General features: G+C 64.2%; 21 protein-coding genes and 1 pseudogene. 10 read left to right on the forward strand and 12 right to left on the reverse strand.

Features of this window, described 5'->3' with window-relative positions:
- Positions 1-357, forward strand: a pseudogene (locus BLS11_RS17605) (cytochrome bc complex cytochrome b subunit); the annotation flags it as partial.
- 405 nt (positions 358-762) lie between these two features.
- On the opposite strand, the gene BLS11_RS19565 reads toward BLS11_RS17605, so the two are convergent.
- Both BLS11_RS19565 and BLS11_RS17610 read right to left on the reverse strand, forming a co-directional pair.
- A complete protein-coding gene (locus BLS11_RS19565; RefSeq protein ID WP_175454496.1) occupies positions 763-936 on the reverse strand; it encodes a hypothetical protein in 174 nt (57 codons plus the stop codon).
- Positions 929-1321, reverse strand: coding sequence for a DUF7344 domain-containing protein (locus BLS11_RS17610; RefSeq protein WP_092539117.1), 393 nt, complete (start codon positions 1319-1321; stop codon positions 929-931). The genes BLS11_RS19565 and BLS11_RS17610 overlap by 8 nt, the downstream gene beginning before the upstream one ends.
- Positions 1322-1508: 187 nt before the next feature.
- On the opposite strand from BLS11_RS17610, the gene BLS11_RS17615 reads away from it, so the two are divergent.
- Together BLS11_RS17615 and BLS11_RS19895 are read left to right on the forward strand one after the other, a co-directional pair.
- Positions 1509-2177 carry a helix-turn-helix domain-containing protein gene (locus BLS11_RS17615; RefSeq protein ID WP_092539118.1) on the forward strand — a complete coding sequence of 223 codons (669 nt, stop codon included), beginning with the start codon at positions 1509-1511 and terminating at the stop codon, positions 2175-2177.
- Positions 2178-2462: 285 nt separating this feature from the next.
- The gene (locus tag BLS11_RS19895) at positions 2463-2588 is read left to right on the forward strand and encodes a hypothetical protein (RefSeq protein WP_258555550.1); all 126 of its coding nucleotides are present in this window, start codon (positions 2463-2465) and stop codon (positions 2586-2588) included.
- 7 nt (positions 2589-2595) lie between these two features.
- On the opposite strand, the gene BLS11_RS17620 is transcribed toward BLS11_RS19895, so the two are convergent.
- Positions 2596-3336, reverse strand: a complete 741-nt coding sequence (locus BLS11_RS17620) for a DICT sensory domain-containing protein (RefSeq protein WP_092539119.1) — start codon at positions 3334-3336, stop codon at positions 2596-2598.
- A 329-nt stretch (positions 3337-3665) separates the two neighbouring features.
- Here BLS11_RS17620 and glmU point away from each other — a divergent pair, with 329 nt between their 5' ends.
- On the forward strand, positions 3666-4856 hold the full coding sequence (glmU, locus tag BLS11_RS17625) for a bifunctional sugar-1-phosphate nucleotidylyltransferase/acetyltransferase (RefSeq protein WP_092539120.1): 1191 nt from the start codon (positions 3666-3668) through the stop codon (positions 4854-4856).
- Between the two features lie 101 nt (positions 4857-4957).
- Here the strand turns inward: glmU and BLS11_RS17630 are convergent, their stop codons facing one another.
- The 5 genes from BLS11_RS17630 to BLS11_RS17650 form a co-directional block, all read right to left on the reverse strand.
- The gene (locus tag BLS11_RS17630) at positions 4958-5446 is read right to left on the reverse strand and encodes a helix-turn-helix domain-containing protein (protein WP_092539121.1); all 489 of its coding nucleotides are present in this window, start codon (positions 5444-5446) and stop codon (positions 4958-4960) included.
- A gap of 274 nt (positions 5447-5720) precedes the next feature.
- Positions 5721-7538, reverse strand: coding sequence for a glutamine--fructose-6-phosphate transaminase (isomerizing) (gene glmS, locus BLS11_RS17635; protein WP_092539122.1), 1818 nt, complete (start codon positions 7536-7538; stop codon positions 5721-5723).
- 3 nt (positions 7539-7541) lie between these two features.
- The gene (locus BLS11_RS17640; protein WP_092539123.1) at positions 7542-8714 is read right to left on the reverse strand and encodes a sugar phosphate nucleotidyltransferase; all 1173 of its coding nucleotides are present in this window, start codon (positions 8712-8714) and stop codon (positions 7542-7544) included.
- 429 nt (positions 8715-9143) lie between these two features.
- Positions 9144-9752 carry a DUF7344 domain-containing protein gene (locus BLS11_RS17645; RefSeq protein WP_092539124.1) on the reverse strand — a complete coding sequence of 203 codons (609 nt, stop codon included), beginning with the start codon at positions 9750-9752 and terminating at the stop codon, positions 9144-9146.
- Positions 9753-10105: 353 nt separating this feature from the next.
- Complete coding sequence (locus BLS11_RS17650) at positions 10106-10642, reverse strand: DUF7344 domain-containing protein (RefSeq protein ID WP_092539125.1); 537 nt, start codon at positions 10640-10642, stop codon at positions 10106-10108.
- A gap of 348 nt (positions 10643-10990) precedes the next feature.
- On the opposite strand from BLS11_RS17650, the gene BLS11_RS17655 reads away from it, so the two are divergent.
- From BLS11_RS17655 to BLS11_RS17670, 4 genes are all read left to right on the forward strand, one after another.
- Positions 10991-11269: a PadR family transcriptional regulator gene (locus BLS11_RS17655; RefSeq protein WP_092539126.1), complete on the forward strand. Its 279-nt coding sequence runs from the start codon at positions 10991-10993 to the stop codon at positions 11267-11269.
- Between the two features lie 515 nt (positions 11270-11784).
- Entirely contained in the window at positions 11785-12924 is a 1140-nt protein-coding gene (gene wecB, locus BLS11_RS17660; RefSeq protein ID WP_092539127.1) for a non-hydrolyzing UDP-N-acetylglucosamine 2-epimerase, read from the forward strand.
- Complete coding sequence (locus BLS11_RS17665) at positions 12921-14219, forward strand: nucleotide sugar dehydrogenase (RefSeq protein WP_092539128.1); 1299 nt, start codon at positions 12921-12923, stop codon at positions 14217-14219. Before wecB ends, BLS11_RS17665 begins: the two co-directional genes overlap by 4 nt.
- 206 nt (positions 14220-14425) lie before the next feature.
- Positions 14426-14824 (forward strand): hypothetical protein, encoded by a 399-nt coding sequence (locus BLS11_RS17670; protein ID WP_092539129.1) that lies wholly within the window; start codon positions 14426-14428, stop codon positions 14822-14824.
- 77 nt (positions 14825-14901) lie between these two features.
- Here BLS11_RS17670 and aglF read toward each other — a convergent pair whose 3' ends face one another.
- The 3 genes from aglF to BLS11_RS17685 form a co-directional block, all read right to left on the reverse strand.
- Positions 14902-15699, reverse strand: coding sequence for a UTP--glucose-1-phosphate uridylyltransferase AglF (gene aglF / locus BLS11_RS17675; protein WP_092539130.1), 798 nt, complete (start codon positions 15697-15699; stop codon positions 14902-14904).
- A 276-nt stretch (positions 15700-15975) separates the two neighbouring features.
- Complete coding sequence (glmM, locus tag BLS11_RS17680; RefSeq protein ID WP_092539131.1) at positions 15976-17301, reverse strand: phosphoglucosamine mutase; 1326 nt, start codon at positions 17299-17301, stop codon at positions 15976-15978.
- Between the two features lie 85 nt (positions 17302-17386).
- On the reverse strand, positions 17387-17719 hold the full coding sequence (locus tag BLS11_RS17685) for a DdfA family disk-determining factor (protein WP_092539132.1): 333 nt from the start codon (positions 17717-17719) through the stop codon (positions 17387-17389).
- Positions 17720-17950: 231 nt separating this feature from the next.
- On the opposite strand from BLS11_RS17685, the gene BLS11_RS17690 reads away from it, so the two are divergent.
- The gene (locus BLS11_RS17690) at positions 17951-18508 is read left to right on the forward strand and encodes a metal-dependent hydrolase (RefSeq protein ID WP_092539133.1); all 558 of its coding nucleotides are present in this window, start codon (positions 17951-17953) and stop codon (positions 18506-18508) included.
- A 72-nt stretch (positions 18509-18580) separates the two neighbouring features.
- On the forward strand, positions 18581-19891 hold the full coding sequence (locus BLS11_RS17695; protein WP_092539134.1) for a sulfatase-like hydrolase/transferase: 1311 nt from the start codon (positions 18581-18583) through the stop codon (positions 19889-19891).
- A 973-nt stretch (positions 19892-20864) separates the two neighbouring features.
- Here BLS11_RS17695 and BLS11_RS17700 read toward each other — a convergent pair.
- Complete coding sequence (locus BLS11_RS17700; RefSeq protein ID WP_092539135.1) at positions 20865-21662, reverse strand: hypothetical protein; 798 nt, start codon at positions 21660-21662, stop codon at positions 20865-20867.
- Positions 21663-22048: the final 386 nt, after the last annotated feature.

Below are 22048 nucleotides of genomic sequence, written 5' to 3' on the forward strand. Positions count from 1 at the left end.
TTGGCCGTCCTCGGCGGGCAGAAGCTGACGGCCGACCGGACGTACGGAGTGCTCGCGAACGTCGTCGTCGTCGGCATCATCGCGATGGTGCCGTTCCTCAACAAGGGGAGCGCCCGACGCCCCGTCGAGCAACCGTTCTGGTCCGCCGTCGGCGTCGGCGGCGTCGTCTTCGCGTTCACCATCTCGATTCTGGCCATCAAGAACCTGATGCCGATGAACGTTGACCTGCTGTTCGACCTCACGTTCATCCTCCCCATCGTCGCGTTCTTCGTCACCTACGCGGTGCTGAAGACGATGCGCGAGGGGTACATGTACGGCCTCAACAAGCGCTACTACCGCCTCCGCCCGCCGCGGTGAACCCCGGCGGTATCCGCTCCGGTCGTCGTCGGACCCCGCCGCGGGGTGCGAATTTTCCGTTACAACGTTAGCCCTGTGACGAATTATTCGGCCGCGGAAGCCGCGAACAGAAGGGAGTCGTATCCGGCGTCCCGCGAGGGGCCGACCGAACGGCCGAGCGTTCGACGAGAACGCCGGCGGACAAAAGAGATAGGACAACTAGAGTACGGAGAGCAGTGCGCGTATTCGAGTTCTATCGACGTGGCGTCGGAAAGAACTCGTAGAGACCACGTATAAAACTCGCCCCACCCGCGTCGAGTTAAGTTGCGTACCAGTCAGTAGGGTGTACTGTGCGAACAGATACGTTCCGTTATCGCCTCGCCGTCCTCGCGAAACGGCGCGAGGGTACGCCGGAGCAGTGTTCGGTCAGTCGTCCTCGGGGAGGGTGACTTGCGCGCCGCACGCCGGGCAGTCGAACCGTCCGTAGAGTCCGTTCGTCCCCAACGCCGTGAGTCCGCGGACGAGTGCGGTACCGAAGACGGCACCGCATTCGGGGCACTCGGTTCGGGGGGCGGAGCCGGTTCGGTCGTCGCTAGACATCCGTCCGCACCTCCGCGACGGCCCCTCGAACGGAGACGAGAGGTCGGTCGAACGACTCGAAGATCGGAAGTTTGCGCGCCTCCAGACGGAGAGAGACCGTACGCGCCCGCCGGTCCCACGAGACGAGTCCCGCCTCCTGCAGGGCCGGAAGGTGGACGTGGTGAAGCGACGCGCGGAGCGAAGTCGCCTCCTCCGGGGTGAGTTTCCCCACCGAACGCTCCCCCTCTGCGGCCGCGATTCGGTCGGCGACGCGCGACACCCGCGTCTCGGGTTCGTCGTACAGGGCCGCGAGGAGGCGACGGCGGCGCGACGAACTGAGGACTTCGAACAGAGTGTCCCACGTCGGAGGCGATTCGCTGTCTGACCGAGGGGGGTGGACGGACATATTTGTTACACGTTACCAAATCTGCTTGCTACTGTCCCTTGTAATCACGTGCCGTATATAAATCGGCGCGGCGGCGAACGGAGTCGTCGGTCGGCACCGCGAACCCGAGAACTTCGGCGTCCAGAGCGACAGAACGGCCGCGCGAAGGGTGAGTAAGTATTTGGTTTTTCGGACACTCGTACAACCGATGGCCGTGACCTTGGAGCTAGACGCGCCAGCCGAGTCGTTCCCCCTCGGTCGTGCGACGGCGAACGCCGGGCCCGCCAGCGTCGAGGCCGAACGGGTCGTCCCGTTGGACCGGACGGTGAGTCCCTACATACGGGTCGTCGCGGACGACCGGGCGCAGTTCGAGGGGGCCGTTCGGTCCCACCGGTCGGTGAAGGCACTCGAACTCGTCGGCGACGACGACGACGAAGCGATCTATCTGGCGGAGTGGGTCGAGGCGGAGGACGACCTCTCGGCTCTCATCCGGGAAGTGGGCGGTGCGGTCCTCACCATTCGGGGGAAAGCCGGGGCGAACCACTGGTTCTGGCGCGTCCGGTTCGCCGAACACGCCGCCCTCTCGCGGTTTCGAGAGACCTGCGACGCCTGCTGCGTGGACGTCGGCGTTCGGCGGATATTCGGCGGCATCCGGCCCGGCCCCAACCCGGTGCGCGACCTCAGCGATGGGCAGCGAAAAGCGCTCACTATCGCCCTCAGGGAGGGGTACTTCGAGGTCCCCCGGCGGACGACGCTCTCGGACATCGCGAACGAACTCGAAATCAGCCAACAGGCGGCGTCGGAACTCGTCCGCCGCGCCGCGAACACGGTTCTCTCGCGGGCGTTGGTGAGCGAACTAGACGAGTACGGCGTCTGAGACGCGGCCCACTCGTGTTCGACGAGAGAAACGTACTCGCCGACGCGGCAGTGCGAACTGAACTCCTGTCTCACTCGTCTTTCGCGGCGTTTTCCGCCGCTCCGTTACAGGTCTAAGCCTGTAAGGATTAGCGAATGTCTCCCTATGTTGAATTATGTGGATGTGTTGACAGTATCCGCGACAGACCGACCGAGGAGGAGAGAACCGAACGGAACGGTCGTCTGCGGCCGAGTCGGTGGAAGCGCCGATACACCCAAGACCTCCGGCGAGACACGTAGTCGCGTGATGACCGAATCGACCAGTCCCCCTCCCCGGTGCCAAGAGTGCGGCGCGGAACTGACCCGCAAGTCCACCGGAACGCTCGCCCTCTCGGCGACGACCCTCTGTCCGATGTGCGACCGGAGCGCGTGAACTCGGGTCAACACCGACTCGCGCCGTCGTCGGGGTCCGAGCCCGAAAGTGCGTACGACGTTCGAAGGTGGTCGACGACGTACTCGACCGTCTCCGAGTCGTACGTCCAGAAGCCGTAGAACCGTCCGGGGTCGCGTTTCGTCGCCAGAAGCGCGCACCGACTGTCCGCCTCGGACCCGCCGTCGAACGCGACGAACCACGAGTCCCGAATCTCGGCGCTCCGTTCGAGGTGGAGACGGACGTTCTCGACGGGGCGAACGCGCGAACTCGGGCGGACGTACGCGTGAACGGAGAGTTCGTCGCGGCCGCCGAGGCGTTCGTACACCTCGCGCTGTCGTTCGAAGTGCTCGACCGACTGAAAGCCGGCGTGGAGCGACCCGTCTCCGACCCGCCACGCCCTGTCCTCGATCTCGCGCGACGCCGCGAGCATCCGCCGCCGGTCGTAGGAGGTGAACGTCGTCTCGTCGAGGTGGTCGAGTATCGACCGGTACGGCGTCGGCGCCGACTCGCCGCGCGCGCCCGAGTCGCCGCGCAGGAGTTCCGCGGCGTCGAGGGCGGTGACGAACGACTCGCGGTGGCTCAGCACCACGAAGTTCCCGGGTCCGCCGAGGGTCGTCCTCGTCACCACCGCGAGGTTGCGGTCCGCGAACCGCTCTCTCAGTTCCTCGACGACGCCCGGTTCCGGGTTGTACACCGTGAGCGTCCGCTCCGCGCCTTCGACGCCGGCGACGAGGTCCATCAGCGACATGCCGAGCGAGATGCGACCCACCTATTTGACCGTTTACACCGTCTCGGTCGGATTCGGGCCGTCGAGTGCCGCCCGGGGACAGTTCAAACGGATAGTACGCAATTAACTCGAGTACAATCGAAATAACAGTCCCGAGTGACACTGTTTCTCGGGTGAAATTGTCGAAACAGTCGAATTTCGTCGGCAAGTATCGGAGACGAACGGACGGACCGAGCGGTTACCAGTCGCAAACGCGTCCGTGGGCAGACCGGCGAGTAGACGCCTCCTAACCTCGCGGCGGGGAGCCGTAGTCCGCAAATACATTTTCCGCGATGCCGCGTACGCCCGGTATGCAGACAGTCGTTCTCGCGGCAGGCGTCGGCAGTCGAATGGGTCCGCTCACGGAGGAGCGACCGAAACCGATGCTTCCGGTCGCCGGCCGCCCCCTCGTCGCACACACTGTGGAGTCCGCCGTCGAAGCCGGCGCGTCCGAAATCGTCCTCGTCGTCGGTTACCGGTCCGAGGACGTACGCGAGTACTTCGGCGAGGAGTACGCGGGCGTCCCCGTCCGCTACGCCGTCCAAGAGGAACAGCGCGGAACCGCAGACGCCGTCAAATCGGCGCTCGCCGTCCTCGACGACGGCCCCTTCGCCGTCCTGAACGGCGACGCACTCTACGACGTCCCGTCGCTCGAAGAACTCTACGACGGCGGGCCGGCCGTCGGTTCGTTCGAGGTGGACGACCCCACCTCCTACGGCGTCCTCCGAACCGACGGCGCGGGCCTCGTCTCCGGCGTCGTCGAGAAACCGGACGACCCGCCCTCGAACCTCGTCAACACCGGCGCGTACGTCTTCCCCGCGGAGGCGGGCGCGTGGCTTCGCGACGTGGAGGAGTCCGAACGCGGCGAACTCGAACTGACGGACGTCCTGGACCGCCTCTGCGAACGGGGCGAGGTGCGCGCCGTCGCCTTCGACCGGTGGTTGGACGTCGGCCGCCCGTGGGAGTTGCTCGAAGCCAACGAGTGGAAACTCGGAGAACTCGAGACGCGCGTGGACGGCGACGTGAGCGAGGACGCCGAACTGACCGGTCCCGTCGTCGTCGAGGAGGGTGCGACCGTTCGCTCGGGCGTCGTCGTCGAGGGACCCGCGCTGATTCAGTCTGGGGCCACCGTCGGTCCGAATGCGTACGTCCGCGGCGCGACGCTCCTCCGCCCGAACGCGAAGGTGGGTCACGCCGTCGAAGTGAAAAACAGCGTCCTCATGGCGGGCGCGACGGCGGGCCACCTCTCGTACGTCGGCGACAGCGTCCTCGGGCGCGACGTGAACTTCGGCGCGGGGACGCAGGTGGCGAATCTGCGGCACGACGGCGACGACGTGAAAGTGACCGTCAAGGGCGAACGCGTCTCGACCGGACGCCGGAAGATGGGCGTCGTCGTCGGCGGCGGCGCGAAGACGGGGATAAACAGCAGTCTGAACGCGGGCGTGGTCCTCTCGCCGGGTGCGACCGTCCGCCCCGGAGAGTCGGTCACTCGGGACCGCTGAATCGGCGACTGGCGGCGCTCTCGGTTTCTCGAACGGAGTCGTCCCGCGACTGAAGAGCCACGGGAAACGGGAGAACTAGCGGATACGTGGTCGCCGGGCCGTCAGCAGTCGCGCGAGCGACTGTAGACCTGCATGAACTTCTCGAAGAGTTCGGGGTCGAGTTTGAACTGCACGTCGACGAGTTCGTCGTCCGCGTCGTAGCTCACGTGTTGGACGTCCACGACGTCCATGACCGTCTCCAGGGCGTCCTCGGTGCAGTCGCTCGGTCCCTGCTGCACCTTCATCTCGTCTTCGTCTATCTGGATGGACACGCCGTCGATGCGCGTGCGATAGGACCCCTTCGACGCGCTGAGAAGCGGATTGCACCGTTCGACGAGGCCGAGTTCGTTCAGTCGGTCTAAGCGTCGGTATATCGTCGATTCGGAGACGTCGCACCGTTCGGCGAGTTCCTCGGCGGTGACCGCACCGCGCTTGCCCGCGACCAGAATCTCGCGCGCCACCTCGTCTCCGAGGGAGTCGAGGAGATCGTCACTATCTACGTCCTCTAGTTGGAGAGGCGTCGATGCCACCCAATGCGTGCTCGCTGCCATGGAATTCCCTTTGCGAGTCCCCACCTTATGTAATCGCCTCTTACTACCCGGCTCGAATTGGTAATCACCGCGTACCGGAGCCGGTAAGTCCCGCATACTGGCATGTCGCGGAAATTGAGAAACAGTTTCAGAACCTCTCTCGCGGAGTTTTTCGTCAAATGGCCCGTCGTCGGGAGAAAACGCCCCGATAACCGAGAAATTCTTGCCGGAACGAACCGGGTTCGGCCGACGGCCGCGGCGCGCGTCGAAACGTCTCGGGCGCGGGCGGCACGCGTTACTGGACCGTGACGGACTTCGCGAGGTTCCGCGGCTTGTCGATGGGACGGTCGAGCAGGTCCGCGGCGTGGTACGCCACCAGTTGGAGTTGGACGCTCGCCGGGATGCCCGCCACGTCGGGGTGGGTGTCGGGGATGGAGAGGACGTGGTCGGCGAACTCCGCGATTTCGCCGTCGGTCTTGCTGGTGATGGCGATGACGGGCGCGCCGCGGGCTTGGACCTCCTTCATGTTACTCAGCGTCGCCTCGTCGTCGAACCCGGTGAACACCGCGAACACCGGCGTGTTCGGCGTGACGAGCGCCAGCGGTCCGTGTTTGAGTTCGGACGCCGCGAAGCCCTCGGCGTGTTCGTACGATATCTCCTTGAACTTCAGCGCACCTTCCAGCGCCACGGGGTGGGCGACGCCGCGCCCGATGAAGAAGTACGAGTCGGCGTCCTGATACTCCTTGGCGACGGCGGACGCGAGCGAGGTGTCGAGAACCTCCTGTACGTGCCCCGGAAGGCGGGACAGAGACTCCACGAGGTCCCGAGCGCTGTTGGACTGGCCGCCGGTGATATCCTCGACGAGTCGTTCGCCGATCATCGAGAGGGCGGTCACCTGCGAGCAGAACGTCTTCGTCGCGGCGACGCCTATCTCCGGACCGGCGCGGATGAGGAGCGTCTCGTCGCACTCCCGCGTAATCGACGACCCGACGGTGTTCGTGATGGCGACCGTCTCCGCGCCGGCGCTCTGTGCGCGTCGAATCGCGTCGAGCGTGTCGGCCGTCTCTCCGCTCTGCGTGACGGCGACGACGAGCGTGTTAGACTTCACCGGCGGCCTGACGAGGCCGTACTCGCCGGACTGGAAGGCGTACGCCGGAACGCCGCGGGCCGACAGCATACTCGAGGCGTACATCGCCGCGTGGTACGACGTTCCCATGCCGACGAACTGGACCTCCTCGATGTCCTCGAACGTGCCGGGCGGGAAGTCGTCGAGTTCGACGGACCCGTCGAGGGCGTTCAGGCGGCCGTGGATGGTGTTCCGGAGCGCGCCGGGTTGCTCGTGAATCTCCTTGAGCATGAAGTGCTCGTAACCGCCCTTCGTGGCGGTTTCGGCGCTCCACTCGACGCGTTCGACCTCGCGGTTTATCTTCCGCCCCGCGCCGTCGGTTATCTCGTAGCCGTCCGGGAGGACTTTGATGAAGTCGCCGTCGTGGAGATAGACCACCTGGTCGGTGTACTCGACGAACGCCGGGACGTCGCTGGCGAGGAAGTAGCGGCCCGGGCCGATGCCGAACACGAGGGGCGACCCCGACCGCGTGGCGTAGATGGCCTCGTCGCCCTCGATGATGGCGGCGATGGCGTACGTCCCCGAGAGTCGGGCGACCGCGGAGCGGAACGCCTCCTCCGGCGTCGCGCCGTTGTTCAGTTCTTCCTCGATGAGGTGCGGGACGACTTCCGTGTCCGTCTCGCTCGTGAAGTTGTGTCCCCTCGACTCCAGTTCGGACTTGAGCGACTGGTGGTTACCGATGATGCCGTTGTGGACCACGGCCACACGGCCCGACTCGTCGGTGTGCGGGTGGGCGTTCTCGTCCGTGACCCCGCCGTGGGTCGCCCATCGGGTGTGACCGATGCCGTACTCGCCCGTGAGGGGGTCGTCCTCGACTTCCTCGACGAGTTCGGACACCTCGCCGACGCTCTTGGTCAGCGAGATGTCCGAACGGTCCTTGACGGCGATGCCCGCGGAGTCGTACCCGCGGTACTCCAGTCGTTCGAGTCCTTCGATGAGCGGTTCGACCGAATCGTTCTCTCCGATGCACGCAGTTATTCCACACATGAGTTAAGCAGCTATCTCCGTTTTTTCGCGCACGGTGCCGTCTACGACGACGCCCGCGCCGACGGTCGCCTCCGCGCCGACGCTACAGCCGGATTCGAGCGTCGCGTTCGGACCGACCGTCGCCCGGTCGGCCACGATGCTTCCGAGTCGCCGGTCGGTGTACAGTTTCCCGTCGACGACGACGTCCGCGCGGCCGCCAGGCGACGCCACGCAGTCGCGTATCTCGGCTCCCGACCCGATAACCGAGTCTCGGAGGAGCGCGTTCGCGCCCACGTAGGCGTCGTTCGAGACGATAGACCGCTCGATTACGGTGTTCGCCCCGACGTGGACGTTGTCCTGCAGGCACGTCCCGGAGCGGATGACCGCGCCGGGGCCCACGTCGCAGTTCTGGCCGATGATGACCGGACCTTCGATGACGGCGGTTTCGTGAACCCTCGCGGAGTCCGCGATTTTGACCTGCGAGCCGAGTTCGTCGGCCAGTACGGTCTCGGACACCGAGAGGAGCTTCCAGGGGTTCGAGGGGTCGAGCCACCCGCCGTTGACGAGAATCGACGTCACCGGGCCGTCGAGGTGGGCGATAGCGTCGGTGAGACGTATCTCGCCCTGCCACGGGTCGGTCCGGTCGAGCGCGTCGAACACCCCGCGGTCGAACACGTACACGCCCGCGTTGACGAGGTACCCCTCTCGTTCGACGGGGTGTTCGTCGATATCCGAGATGAGGCCGCGGTCCGAGATGACCACGCCGTACTCTTCGGGCGTGTCCGAGTGTGCGACGGCGACCGTCGCCGCCGAGTCGGTCGTCGTGTACCGTTCGAGCGTCGACGCGACGATTCCGTCGTCGATGATGTTGTCACCGTTGACGACCACGAAGTCGTCGCCGACGGCGTCCTTCGCTTGGAGGAGGGCGTGACCGCTTCCCAACTGTGACGGCTGTTGGACGAACTCGATCTCCGTATCGGGATGCTCGGCCGTGAGGTGCGTCTGGATGCGGTCGCTCCGGTACCCCACGACGACGACCACGCGCTCGATGCCGTTATCGACGAGCGATTCGAGCACGAAGTCGATGACGGGACGGTTCGCAACGGGCAGCATCGGCTTCGGTAGGTACTTCGTCAGCGGTCGGAGCCGTCGTCCCTCCCCAGCAGCGAGGACGACTGCCTCTGTGATATCGGTCATCCGTTCGCCTCCCGACGCTCGTGTGTCGCCACGGCGCCATCGGGCCGGACGGACTGTGAGGACATGTTACTAGTAACGGTGACGGACGGCCATTGTTATGGGCAGTATGCGACCGGGGGGTCTGTCGGTTAGGACGTGCGTTTTTACCTGAACAATCGGTTTCAAACGGAGATACGAGCGCTAACGCGGCAGAACTCCCCCAATTCATCAATAATCTGTCAGTATGGGCTCGAAGAGTAGAAACCATATCAACTCTCATCTGACTTACATCTTGCTGTTTCGTCCGAAAGTTGCGACGGACCGAAAGCCGGACTCGCGGGCGTACTCGGCCGTATCGCGGACGGAGAGCGCGGAGTTAGGAGGGTAAAACGGAGGGCGCAGACGGAAGAAAACGCAGAAAGCGATCGAGCGGCCAGCGAGAACGCCGAGTTACTCCGCCTCGGACGTCTCGCGGTACGTCTCCATCGCGGTCAACACGACGAGAGCGACGGTACTGACGACGGCCCACGCGGCGTCAGGGACTACCGCGAACCCCGGTACGCCGAGGAGCCCGGCGGCGACGACGGCACCGACGGCGGACGCCACCGCGAGGTTCCGCTTCGGAGCTCCGGACGCGGACTCGTCCGCGGGCGTCGAGGAACCGAGGTACGGTTCGAGCTGTTCGGCCATCGGCTTGAGTTCGATGTCGCCGCGGTTCTTCTCGAAGTCGATGACACCGGAGCTGGCCATCTTCGGGAGATGGCACTGATACAGTCCGATGTAGACGCGCTTGCGTTGACTCGACGAGAGCGTGGCGATGTCGATGCCGTTCTCTTTCGCCGCGATGTACTCGGCCATGTCGCCGAGCTTCGCTTCGCCGTCGTTCTGCTTCAGGTACTCTATCGCGTCGCGCCGGCGCTGGTTCTTCAGTATCTCGAAGATAACGTCCTTCGAGAGCGTCTCTTCGACGTTCGCTTGCTCTTCTTGTTCACTGGGTTGTTCCTCTCGTTCCTCGTTCGCCGAGGTTTCCTTGGTCTTGTTGAGTGATTCGAGAGCCATCTGCCTACCTCCCTCTCGTAGAGAGTACACCGTTTTTCTACGTCACGACCCCATCAGACGGGTTAATCTAACGTTTCCCCGGTCGTTTCCGACTGATGGCATCCTAACGTTACTGGTTCGACCCCGCACGAGAGGTCAACTGTACAATTACAATCCAATATTATATAACTAACTGATGGTTGCAGTTGCTGACGAAGTACGCTCTTTTTATGTATCCTACGTATCATATAATATAGAGAGTTAGCAACGGGTTGACTGGTCCGGAGTCACCGGGTAACCGAATTTTCGTCCGTGTAACTCGTCGGAGAGACGGGACCGAACGGCGGAGCGTCGTCCGACGCCCGCACGCGGGGTCACTCGATGAGCGACTCGAAGGAGTCAGTCGTCTCCTGCTCTCTCGTCTCGGAGAAGTACTGCGCGACGACGAGAACGAGAACCGCAGTCGAGACGAAGGCGGCGATGGCGAGCCACGGAAGCGAGGCGAAGACGGGGAGGGCGAACTCGCGCGCGGCGATGAGTATCCAACCCACCGCGCCGAGAATCGCGTAGTACGTGGCCCACGACCGGGAGGGTTCCTCGTCGTGCATCCAGAAGAACCCCTCCTGCGCCGTCTGCGGCGTCAACTCGACCATCCGCTCCTCGTCGTCGTAGGAGACGATTCCGGCCTCCTCCAGTTTCGGAAGGTGCGTCTGATACAGCGAGATGTACACCCGCTGGCGCTCTTCGTCCGTCACGTCTTCGACGGCCGTTCCGTTCTCTACGGCGGCGATACGCGCGGCGAGCTCCTTGAGACTCATCTCGTCGCCCTCCTCGTGGAGGTAGTAGATGATGTATCGCCGCCGCGAGTTGCTTAGTATTCGGAACAACTCGTCTTTTGATAGGTCAGTCATCACATTTCGGATGCGTCGTCGTCTATCTCCCCGTGTACCCACTTCTGCGGGTGAATCGTCGTCTCGATTTATTCCGGTCGTAGTCTTTGTTATCTGCCTGCTTATCGGGTTACGGCGGCCCCTACCCGGTTCAACTATGGAGAAAATCAGGATATAATTGATACCTCGATGGATAATTTCACAGTACAATTTCACTCATAAAGGCCACCATTATCACCTTCGCCCTCTCCGGAGGGTTCCGAATGGTCATGAATCGGACCCTACGAGGGGATGTTAATACACGGGGAGGAAACGTATTCAAGTGGCTAACAATACCGGATGGGGACAAATGATAGGTCCGAAAACGCGATGTTCGAACTAACAGGCTTTCAGCGGGACCTCCTGTACGTGATCGCCGGCTCCGACCAGCCGTCGGGCCAAGAGATCAAAGAGCGGATCGGAAAGGACGTGGGAGAGGTAAACCACGGCCGACTGTATCCGAATCTCGACGCTCTCGTCGAGGAGGGACTCGTGGAAAAAGGGCAGCAGGACCGACGCACAAACTACTACAAAATCTCGGAAGAGGGTTGGCAAGCGATCGAACGGCGCCGCGAGTGGGAAGATCAGTACGTCTCGCTCGGGGAATAGCTCACCTCTCCATCCACCGTACTCGAAGCACTCGGTAGCCGGCAGTCCCGCGGACGTCGGAACCGAAGGGAGGGGATGGTTTTCGCAGTCGCGCGTTCGCGCGCGAGCCGGGTCTGTCACCTCGGTGAGACTCGTCCGTCGGAGCGATTCCGCGCCTCCGAGGCGAGGGGACGGCGTCGGAGCAAATTCCGAACAAATCGAACGTGTCGTCGATTAATCTCGGCGATAGGCGACGGCGGTCCACGACGGGACGGCGCTCGCGCGCGAGACGTTTCGAAGCGCCTGACAATGACCTCCGGGAGAGATACCGCAGAAACAACCACTTCGGCCGAACGGCTAAAGACAGAAATAGAGCCATACGTTCGGCTCGAGTGGTCCGGCGCACTACAGGTTCCCCATAACAAAGCAGATACACGGCATCCAACAGGTAGAGAACGATTCATGACGTACAACGTGAACGAGGTCGAACGGCCCGAAGTCGAGCCTCACTGCGGGCGTACGCCCGGTCGAGGACCATGACGGACGGCGTAGACGGGTCCGGCGACCGGCAGGTGGCCGTCGTGTTGGGGACCCGCCCGGAGATAATCAAGCTCGCTCCGGTGATAAACGAGTGTGAGAACCGGGGCGTGGACTGTCTCCTCATCCACACCGGGCAACACTACTCGGACGACCTCGACCGAGTGTTCTTCGACCAGTTAGCGCTCCCCGAACCCGACTACAACCTCGAAGTGGGGTCGCTGTCCCACGGGGAGCAGACCGGACAGATGCTCGCCGGTATCGAACGGATCCTCGAGGACGAGTCGCCGGACGCCGTCGTCGTTCAGGGCGACACGAACTCGACGCTCGCGGGCGCACTCGCGGCCACGAAGCTCCACATCGACGTGGGACACGTCGAAGCCGGGTTGCGGAGTTTCGACCGGGAGATGCCCGAGGAGGTGAACCGCCTCGCGGCGGACCACATCTCCGACTACCTGTTCGCGCCGACGGAGGAGACGCGCCGGTATCTGGAACGGGAGTCCGTAGGCGGCGAGGTGTTCGTCACCGGAAACACCGTCGTCGATACGCTCTACGAGTACCGCGACACCGTTCGAGAGAAGAGTACCGTCCTCGAAGACCACGGGCTCAGCGCCGGCGATTTCTACCTTCTCACGGCGCACCGCGCGGAGAACGTCGACGACGAGGAGTCGTTCGAGCGACTCCTGACCGGCGTCGCGCGGTTCGCGGAGCGAACGGACCGCCCCGTCATCTACCCGATTCACCCCCGAGCGTCCGCGCGTGTGGAGGAGTTCGGGCTGGAGATACCGGAACCGATACGGACGATAGAACCGCTCGAGTTCCTCGACTTCCTCTGTCTGGAGTCCGAGGCCGCGTTGACGTTCACCGACTCGGGCGGCGTCCAAGAGGAGACGTGCATCCTCGGTACCCCCTGCGTGACGCTTCGATACAGCACGGAGCGTCCGGAGACGGTCCACGCCGGGGCGAACTGCCTCGCCGGACTTGACCCGGACGACATCGTCGAAGCCGCGGAGACGATGATCGAGAAGGACGGCGACTGGACGGTGCCGTTCGGCGACGGAAACGCGTCGAAGCGGATACTCGACGTCCTCGTCGCGGCGGACGGCGCCGACGCCGAGAAGATGGAGGCTCTTACATGAAATTCTGCGTACACGGAATCGGATACATCGGACTCGCGACCGGAGCACTGTTCGCCAACAACGGCCACGACGTCGTCGGGTACGACCCCGACGAGGAGTTAGTCGCCGACCTGCGCGCCGGCGAACCTCGAACCACCGAGGACGACCTGCGCGAGTACGTCTTGGAGGCGATGGAGAACGGCTTCGAACCGCGCACCGAACCGGTCGAGGCCGACTGTCACCTCGTCTGCGTCCCGACGCCGTACGACGAGGACAGAGAGCGGGCCGACCTGACGTACGTCGAGGCGGCGGGGCGGACCGTCGCCGACCTCCTGCGTCCCGGCGACACGGTCATCCTCGAATCGACCGTCCCGCCGGGAACGACGGAGGAGGTACTCGCGCCCGTGCTGGCGGAGTCCGGACTCGCTCCGGGCGAGGATTTCTCCCTCGCGCACTGTCCGGAGACTGTCCTGCCGGGGAACATCACGCACGAACTCGTCCACAACGACCGCATCGTCGGCGGCATCGACGCGGAGTCGGCCGACCGGGCCATCGCCCTGTACGAACCTGCGACGGAGGGGACGATTCACCGCGCGCCGGACGCGACCACCGCGGAGTTCGTGAAGCTGTCGCAGAACGCCTACCGCGACGTGAACATCGCCTTCGCGAACGAACTGGCGCGGGTGGCCGCGGACTACGGAATCGACTCCCGCGACGCAATCTCGCTCGCCAACAACCACCCGCGCGTCGACATTCTCAATCCGGGGCCGGGCGTCGGCGGCCACTGCCTGCCCATCGACCCGTGGTTCCTCGGACAGTCGTCCGACTCGTTGGACCTCGTGAAGAGCGCACGCCGCGTCAACGACGGGATGTCCGAGTACATCGTCGAGTTGCTGGAGTCTGAACTCGGAACGCTCGACGACGCTCGGGTCGCCGTCCTCGGCGTCGCCTACAAGGGGAACGTAGACGACACGCGGCGCAGTCCCGGTCTGCGACTCGCCCGGTCGCTGTCGTCCCGAACGTCCGACCGACGGGCGTCCGCCCTCACCGACGGCGGGAGCTACGTGGAGACCGGTGGCGCGGAGGTGCGCCTCCACGACCCCTACGTCGACGACGAGGAGATAGACCTCCGACCGCTAGACGATGCGCTCGGCGGGGCCGACGCCGTGGTGATCACGTCCGACCACGACGACTTCGAGGATATCGACGCCGAACGCGCGGCGTCGCTCGTCGATAACCGACTGGTCGTCGACGCGACGGCGACGCTCGACGCAGAGGAGTGGCGGGCGGCAGGGTTCGACTACCTCGCGCTCTGAGTTCGGAGCCTTCGGCGGGCCCGAACGCATCTCACGGAGCAGGAATAGACGTTAACCCCGTGTTAAACCTCGCAGTAATTCCGCTCTGGGAGACGTTTTTGTTACTCGTTTGAGGCGCAGCTGAAAAACACGTATTCGGCACTTTCAGGCCTTCTGACTCCTCTTTTACCACAAGACTTATTTCGTTAATGGGGCACTTGTGTGGTATGGGATGTGAACAGAACAAGGGTAACCGCGAGGGTGAAATGAACGACGAATCTGGGGTCGAGTACAGTCTACTCGACACCGAATCGATGATGGGGACGCCGACGCTGGGGACGTTTGCAGGCAACGACGCGACGACCGACGAGTTCGTCGAAGCGAACGACGGGTCGCGCACGCTCACCATCCAACCGATCGGTGACGGCGTCGCGACGTTTGAGGTGACGACGAGCGAACGCATCGAAGCGCTCTCGCCCGCGCACGACGTGACGGTGTCCGCCGGTCGAAGCGCCGAGGACGCCATCGTCGAATCGGTCCGCCACTACCGTGTCCAGGGGGACGTGACCCACATTCGCGTCAACGGACCGGCCGAGGCGTACCTCGACGGCCAACGGCTAGAGTAAGAGACGCAGGGAGGCGACTCGCCGCTACGAACAGGGACGCAACTAGCTCACGGCCGGCGCGAAAGTGGCGGAGACCGTCAGTCGTCTTCGCTATCGCCGGACAAGACTTCTTTCGACGACGCGTACGACGGAGAGTCCGACTGCTCGACGGAGGCGTCGCCGTCCGTCGCGCGGAGGCGGCGTTCCGCCTCGTCGCGGTCCTCGGGGTAGCCCACGTCGACGCGCCACCCCTCCAGCGTGACGGCGGAGATGCTCCGCCCCGAACGGATGAGCAGGTCGATGGCGTCGGGCAGTTCGTACTCCCCGCGGTCGGACGGTTGAACGAGGTGACAGGCGTCGAAGATGGCCGGGGAGAACGTGTAGAACCCCGTCATCGCGAGGTTCGACGGCGGGTCCTCCGGTTTCTCGACCACTTCGGTTATCTCGCCGTCCTCGTTGGTCACGCAGACGCCGAACCGGGACGCCTTCTCCCACGGCACTTCCTCGACGAGGAAGGCGGCGTCGGACGCTTCTCTGTGCTGTTCTTCGACCACGTCCTCGAGGTTCGCCCGGAAGATGTTGTCCCCGAGCATCAGCATGAAGTCGTCGTCGATGTACTGTTCGGCGGTGAGGACGGCGTGCGCGAGACCCAACGGTTCTCGTTGGTGCGCGTACGTGATGGGGACGCCTCGGTACTCGTCGCCCAACCGCCCGATTATCTGCTCTTTCTTGTGACCGACGACGACGACGAACTCCTCGGCGTCCAGCGATACGAGGTCGTCGAGGCAGTGTTCGACTATCGGTTTGTCGTCAACTTCGACGAGCGCTTTCGGCTTGTCGTTCGTCAGCGGTTGGAGACGGGTCCCCTTGCCGGCGGCGAGTACGACTGCTTTCATACGATTCACTAGGAGTAGGAGTCGGCGTATCGTTATACGGCGGATAGCGGCGCAGTGTTGCGCCACATCCACCGGCGTGCGGTGTCGAACCCTTCCAACGGGCCGAGGCAGATAAGCTCACGTTCGGGCCTCACGTCGCGGCAGCGAAGTGGGGAAAAGCCGAGTGCGACGAGTGGGCCTGAACGAGTGCACAAACGGCCCAAAGCGTTATAAATAGTATTACACCAATGCTTGAATGATAATGAAGTTGAAAGGGTTAGGCAGTAGTTCGCTCAGTTAAGCGACGATTCCGTCGGACTCCACGACGCCGCGAGCGGATTCGAGAAGGTCGTTCGCGGCGGATTCGTCTCTCGCCTCCGCGGTCACCCGGACGAGCGGTTCGGTTCCGCTCGCTCGAACGAGGAACCACCCGTCGTCGGTCTCGACGCGGACGCCGTCGGTGGTGTCCACGCGGTCGTACTCCGCCAACAGCGACTCGCGGATGCGAGCCATCGACTCCGCCTTGTCCTCGACGGTGACGTTCATCCGGCACGTCTCGTATCGGTACTCGTCGAGTTCGGCGACGAGTTCGGAGAGCGGTCCCTCTCGACGGACCAAGTCGGCGAGACGGAGGGCGGCGTAGTGACCGTCGGGCGCGAGCGTCTCGTCGGGCCAAATCCACGCGCCGCTGGGTTCGCCGCCGAAGACGAACCCCGACTGCGCGACCGCTTCCGCGACGTGAACGTCGCCGACGGGCGTGTAGACGACTTCCCCGCCCTCCGCTTCGACGACGTCGCTCACGAGGAGACTCGTATCGACCGGGACGGCGACTTTATCCCCGGCTGAGACGGCGTCGCGCGCGAAGAGGGCGAGCAGTACGTCGCCGGGGACGTACGAACCCGTCTCGGAGACGGCGACCATCCGGTCGGAGTCGCCGTCGTGGGCGATACCCACGTCAGCCTCCGCGGCGGGGACGGCGGCGCGCAGAAGCGACAGCGTCTCCGCGTTCGGTTCGCTCTTGCGCGCGGGGAACCGTCCGTCCATCTGGCCGTCGAGCGTGTTCACGGTCGCGTCGAGTTCGTAGAGAGCATCGACAGTGGCGCGACCCGTTCCGTTTCCGAGGTCGACGAGCACGTCGAGGCCGTCCATCGACTCGAACGAGGAGGAGAGCGCTTCGACGTGGCGGCGGGTGGCGTCCCCGTCCTCGGTCTCTCGGCCGAGTTCGTCCCACCGCGCGCGTTCGACGTCGTCCGATTCGAGGCGTCGGGTGATGGCGTCGGTCTGTTCGCCGTCGAACGCCTGTCCCGAGGGGTTCCAGAGTTTGATGCCGTTGTCGGGGGCGGGGTTGTGAGAGGCGGTGACGGCGACGCCGGCGTCGGCGTCGAGCCACTCGACGCACCGAGCGACCGTCGGGGTGGACGCGACGCCGATGCGGACGACGTCGGTCCCGCACTCGCGGAGGCCCGCGCTCAGCGCATCGGCCAACATTCGACCGCTGTCTCGAACGTCTTTCCCGAGGACGACGCGGTCCGCGTCCGCCGCGACGGCCTGACCGATGCGGAGCGCCAAGTCGGCGGTGACCGTCTCACCGACCGCTCCACGGATACCGCTGGTACCGAACATAAAGGAGTCTGACGGGGCGACAGTATTGGTATGCGTCACCTAAGCCGACCGGCGTTCCCGGTACCGTACGACCGGCCGCGAGCGGTCAGTTTCGTCGCTGGCGACGGCGCGTGGCGTCGCGTCCGGGGACGATTTCGAGTTTGCCTTCGGAGGTGACCGTGACGTCGTAGCCCGCGTACTCGAAGGAGACGGAGCCCTCGACGCTCGCTGAGGGGGCGAACACCCGGTCGAGCGCGTCCGGGTCGACGGTTTCCGCCAGCGGCGGCAGTTCCATCGGCCCTACCCCCTCCAGAGCGGCGATACTGAGAACGACGTTCGTGCTGGCGAGTTCCGAGTCCTCGCAGGCGACGTGATACGAGTCGGCACGCTTGTCGTAATCGATGCGGCTCCGCCCCCATTCCTCGGACTGTGCGGTCATTGGCTGAGTTATACGACGGGTATTGACTATCGTATATAAACATTCCTGTTCTCCGTACAGTTCACAGAACTATGCTAATCTACCATCGTATATAGACGGCCTGTACTGTCCGAAAAATCGACCGACGGGGACGGAAATCGGTTCGGCTGACCCCCCGCCGTCGGGCGGCTCGTCCGTCAAATTGTCACACGTACCGACAAGTAGATGAAGGCGGCGAGTCGAAGGTGACCTATGTGGCCGTGGGGACATCTCGCGTTCGGATACGTCGTCTACTCGCTCGTCTCACGACTCACTCGGGGTCGCGCCCCGGCGTGGCCCGCGGTGTTGTTTCTGGCGCTCGGCACCCAAGCACCCGACCTCGTCGACAAACCGCTTGCGTGGACGCTCAGCGTCCTCCCTAACGGGCGGTCGTTCGCGCATTCGCTCATCTTCGGAACGGTACTCGTCGGCCTCGTCGTGGTTGTTCTGCGGCGCCTCGATATCGACGGCGGCGGCGCGTTCGCCGTCGGGTACTACTCGCATCTCGTCGGCGACGTTCTCATCCCCCTCGCGAACGGGGAGTTCCGGAAGTTGGGCTTTCTCCTCTGGCCGGTGCTCTCCGTCCCCGAGGGCCACACTCCCTCAGTGGGCATCATCAGATACATCCTGACTCCCGACCTGACGGTCAGGTACCTCTTCGAGATGGGGTTAGCCGGGGTCGTGGGCCTGTGGTGGTTGCTCGACGGTGCGCCGGGGGCCGCGGAACTGTGGCGCGCGGCGCGGCGGCGCGTCCCCCGACTCCCGACCTGACGGCCGAGGCGATTCGGTCGGTCAGGTCATTACGAGATTCATAATCATTGGGGCGGACTCCTAGGGGGAAGTATGGACGTAGTTCTCATCACCGCGGCCGCCGCCCGGCACGACTACGTGTTCGACGGCGACGGTCGAGTGACCGACTCGCTTCCGGCGCTCTCCACGCTGGCGTCCGAGTCGGCAGTCTTCTCTTGCGCTTACTCGGGGGCACCGTCCTCGAAGACGACGATGCACGTGCTTCTCACGGGGAGTCACGCCACGGGCCAGAACGCCGCGGAGTTACCGACGATACTCGAACGATTCGAAGACGCGGGGTACGCCACCGCCGCCTTCCACGGGAACCCCGACGACGACGAACTGACGTCGCGGGGGTTCACCGTTCCGAACGGCGAGAGTCGAGAGAGCGGCGTCTCCGACCGGTTCCGACGCGCCGTCGGTCGGCGCATCTCCGACGACTCGACGCTCTCTGGCGCCCTCGAAGCGACCAACCGGACGCTCGGGTCGTCGTTCGGCGTCAACATCGCCTCGTCGTCGTTCGTTCCCGGGGAAGTCCTCACGGACCGCGCACTGGAGTGGATGGACGAGACGGACGGTCCGCGCTTCCTGTGGGTCCACTACGGCGACGCGCTCCCACCGCACCAGCCCCGACCGGAGACGGAGAGCGAATCGCTCACGTCGCGTCGGGCGACGAGACTCGCCCACGCGTGCCGACGCGACTCGGCCGACATCTCCGAGGAGGACGAGGCCGACCTGAAGCAGCTCTACCGGGGCGAACTACAGCACCTCGACCGGTGCATCGGCACGTTGCTGGAGGGTCTCGACGCCCGCCTCGACCGTACCGAGAGTACGGTGGCGTTCGCCGGAACGAACGGGTGCGCTCTCGGCGACGGAGACGGGTGGCACGAACAGGGTCGTTCGTTGGCCGACGAGTGCGTTCGAGTCCCCGTCTTCGTCGACGGTCCGACGTGTACCTCCGGTCGGTACGACTTCGCGGTGTCGGCCGTCGACGTCCTCCCGACGCTTATCGGTGCCGCGAACCGCGAACCGCCGGAGGTCGGCGCGGGGTCGGACCTCGGCTCTCTCACCGACCGCCGGGTGACGGAGCGTCAGGTGTTCGCCCGAACGACAGGCGACCCTCCGGAAGTGATGGTGTGCAACGGCCGGTGGAAACTCGTCCGGCGGCAGTCGGACGGTCGAGAACGCCTCTACGACCGGAGTCAGGACGCCGACGGAATGCGGGACCGGTCCGGCGAGAACCTTCCCGTCCACCGGGCGCTCCGACACGCCCTCGATTGCTTCGTCGAATCGCGCGGCCTCCGCGACCGTTCTCGATTCGGCGGCCGTTCGAGCACCGAAGCGGTCCGTAAACCCGGTCGTTAACGCACCTATAACGACCGAATAATCGGACTCTCGAACGCTCACTTCGCCGAACACGTCCTATCGAGGGTCGTTCTTCGAAACGTGAAATTCATCCAATCCTACTAATATTCCATCGGAAGGCTTTTGTAATTAACAGTCGATTAACCATGTGGATGGTGTGGAAAACCGCTTCCGGGCATGAAGCGCGGGCGACTACTCGCCCGCTCTACCGACCGGCGTCTCGCGTCGGTCGATGGTCCTCGCTTACGCTCCGAGGGGCCGTCGCACCTCGACGGCTTCGGAGTAGAGGGTCCGACGCCATCCGAACGTACCTGCGGGTGTGCCAGTCTGCGGGTACCGACGCGGGGCGCGACGTTACTTTCGTCACCACTCTCGGTTCGCGCCTCGCACTGCGAGAGAGCGACCGCCGCCGGACGCAACTCGACGAGACGGATGCTGCCGCGACTGTCACCGTCGCTCCCGATCGTGCGTGTATCGTCGAGCGGACGTCCGCTTCGGTCGCCGCCTCTCGAACGCGGAAACGAACGTCGTCTACCGTGCCGCCGTACGTCGGAGGCACCTGCGTCGGGGGACGCAGAAGGGAAGACGGCCAGAGGTACCACTTGGGGAACGTGGGGGAACGACCTGCGGGGAAACGGGACGCATGGGAACGAGATCCGGGGGACGTGAGGATTGGGGAATCCGAACGAAGACTCGGGGGACGCGCGATTGCAGGGAGGTTACGGACGTCGTCGGAGACTCGGGGGAGTCGCCGTCCGATTCGTCCGAACTGAACGTCGAACGTGAGGTACTAGCGGTTTTGCGTGTCGAGGCAGATTCGAACGCGTAACGGGTCTACTTTTCGGGGAGAGTACGTGGAGTTCAGGAAGAGCCGCCTCTAGAGGAAGTTCTTAGAGAGATTGTTTTAGAGTGAATTCTTAGAGGAGTTGTTATATTTCTTTGCGCGGGCGCGCGAGGGCGAGCGCGAGACGAGTTAGATCGGGAGTTCCCACAGTCGAACGAGTTGCAGAACGACGAGGACGGAGATACCGGCGTAGGCGACGCTGAGGGGTGTGACGTTCGAGAGGGTGACGAGGAGGGCGACGACGACGAGCGACGACCCGAGCGTCAGCGCCGTCTTCGTCCCCGTCGAGACCCAACTCGGAACTCGGCGCGCGAACTCGTCGGGGTCGATCCCTTCGAGGAGAACGACGAGGCCGGAGAGTTCGAGCAAGAGACCGATTCCGGCGAGGAGACCGGTGTACTCCGGCGTTCGGAACACGAACGAGAGGAGTCCCGTACCGACGACGACCGAACAGAGTCCGCCCGCTTGTCTCACCCCGTACGCCAGTCGGAAAGGAGGAGATGCCGCGAACGCGCCGGAGGAAGCCGACGCCCTCGACTCGGTAGCGGTCTCGAACGGCGAGGACGTTCGCGTCCGGCCACCGTTGGAGGCGGGTTCGGAGAACCGAAGGTGGTAGCCGACGCCCTCGGCGACCAACGAGACGAGGAAGAAGACGGCGAGGGCGAGGACGGCCGCCTTTGTCGTGTCCGAAGGGTCGACGGTGTCGAGGAAGTGGTGCGCCCAGAAGACGTTCGCCCACGCGCTATCGTGGACGGCGTCGACGAAACCGAGTTCCGAGGGGACGACCTTGTTCAGGTCGGGAATCATCGCCCACAGACCGCCGAGAACCATCAGCGTCCGCGGAAACCGGACGCGCGGTAGAAAGAAGATGACGACGAGCATCGTCGCGGTTGCGCCGACGACGAAGTGAGTTATTGCGAGTGACATGGATACGTTGCGAACGGACTACGCTGCGGAAGTCTCCTTCGAGTCGTCCGGATTATCGATCGAACCATTCGGAATCTCCTTCGAGTCGTCCGTCGGTAAATCGTCCGCTCCGAGTGCGTCATCACGTCCGTCGGATCCGACCGGCATAAGTACTGTACACACAACCTTGCGGTCCGTAACTCGCGGGCGCGTTACTCCGTACATATCACGTGTGCCGAGAGAGCGACGAGGGCACGTTCGACGAACGGAGCGTTCCGCCGGAGCGATGCGGTTCGAAACCGCCGAGTTATGGCGTTCTTAACTCCGGATTTGTCGGTGAAGAACAGCGGACATCGAGGGGTAGGGAACAGTACAGTCAAAATCTACCAGTCGAGAATCACTACATT

This window comes from Halopelagius longus, assembly GCF_900100875.1.
Classification (GTDB): Archaea; Halobacteriota; Halobacteria; order Halobacteriales; family Haloferacaceae; genus Halopelagius; species Halopelagius longus.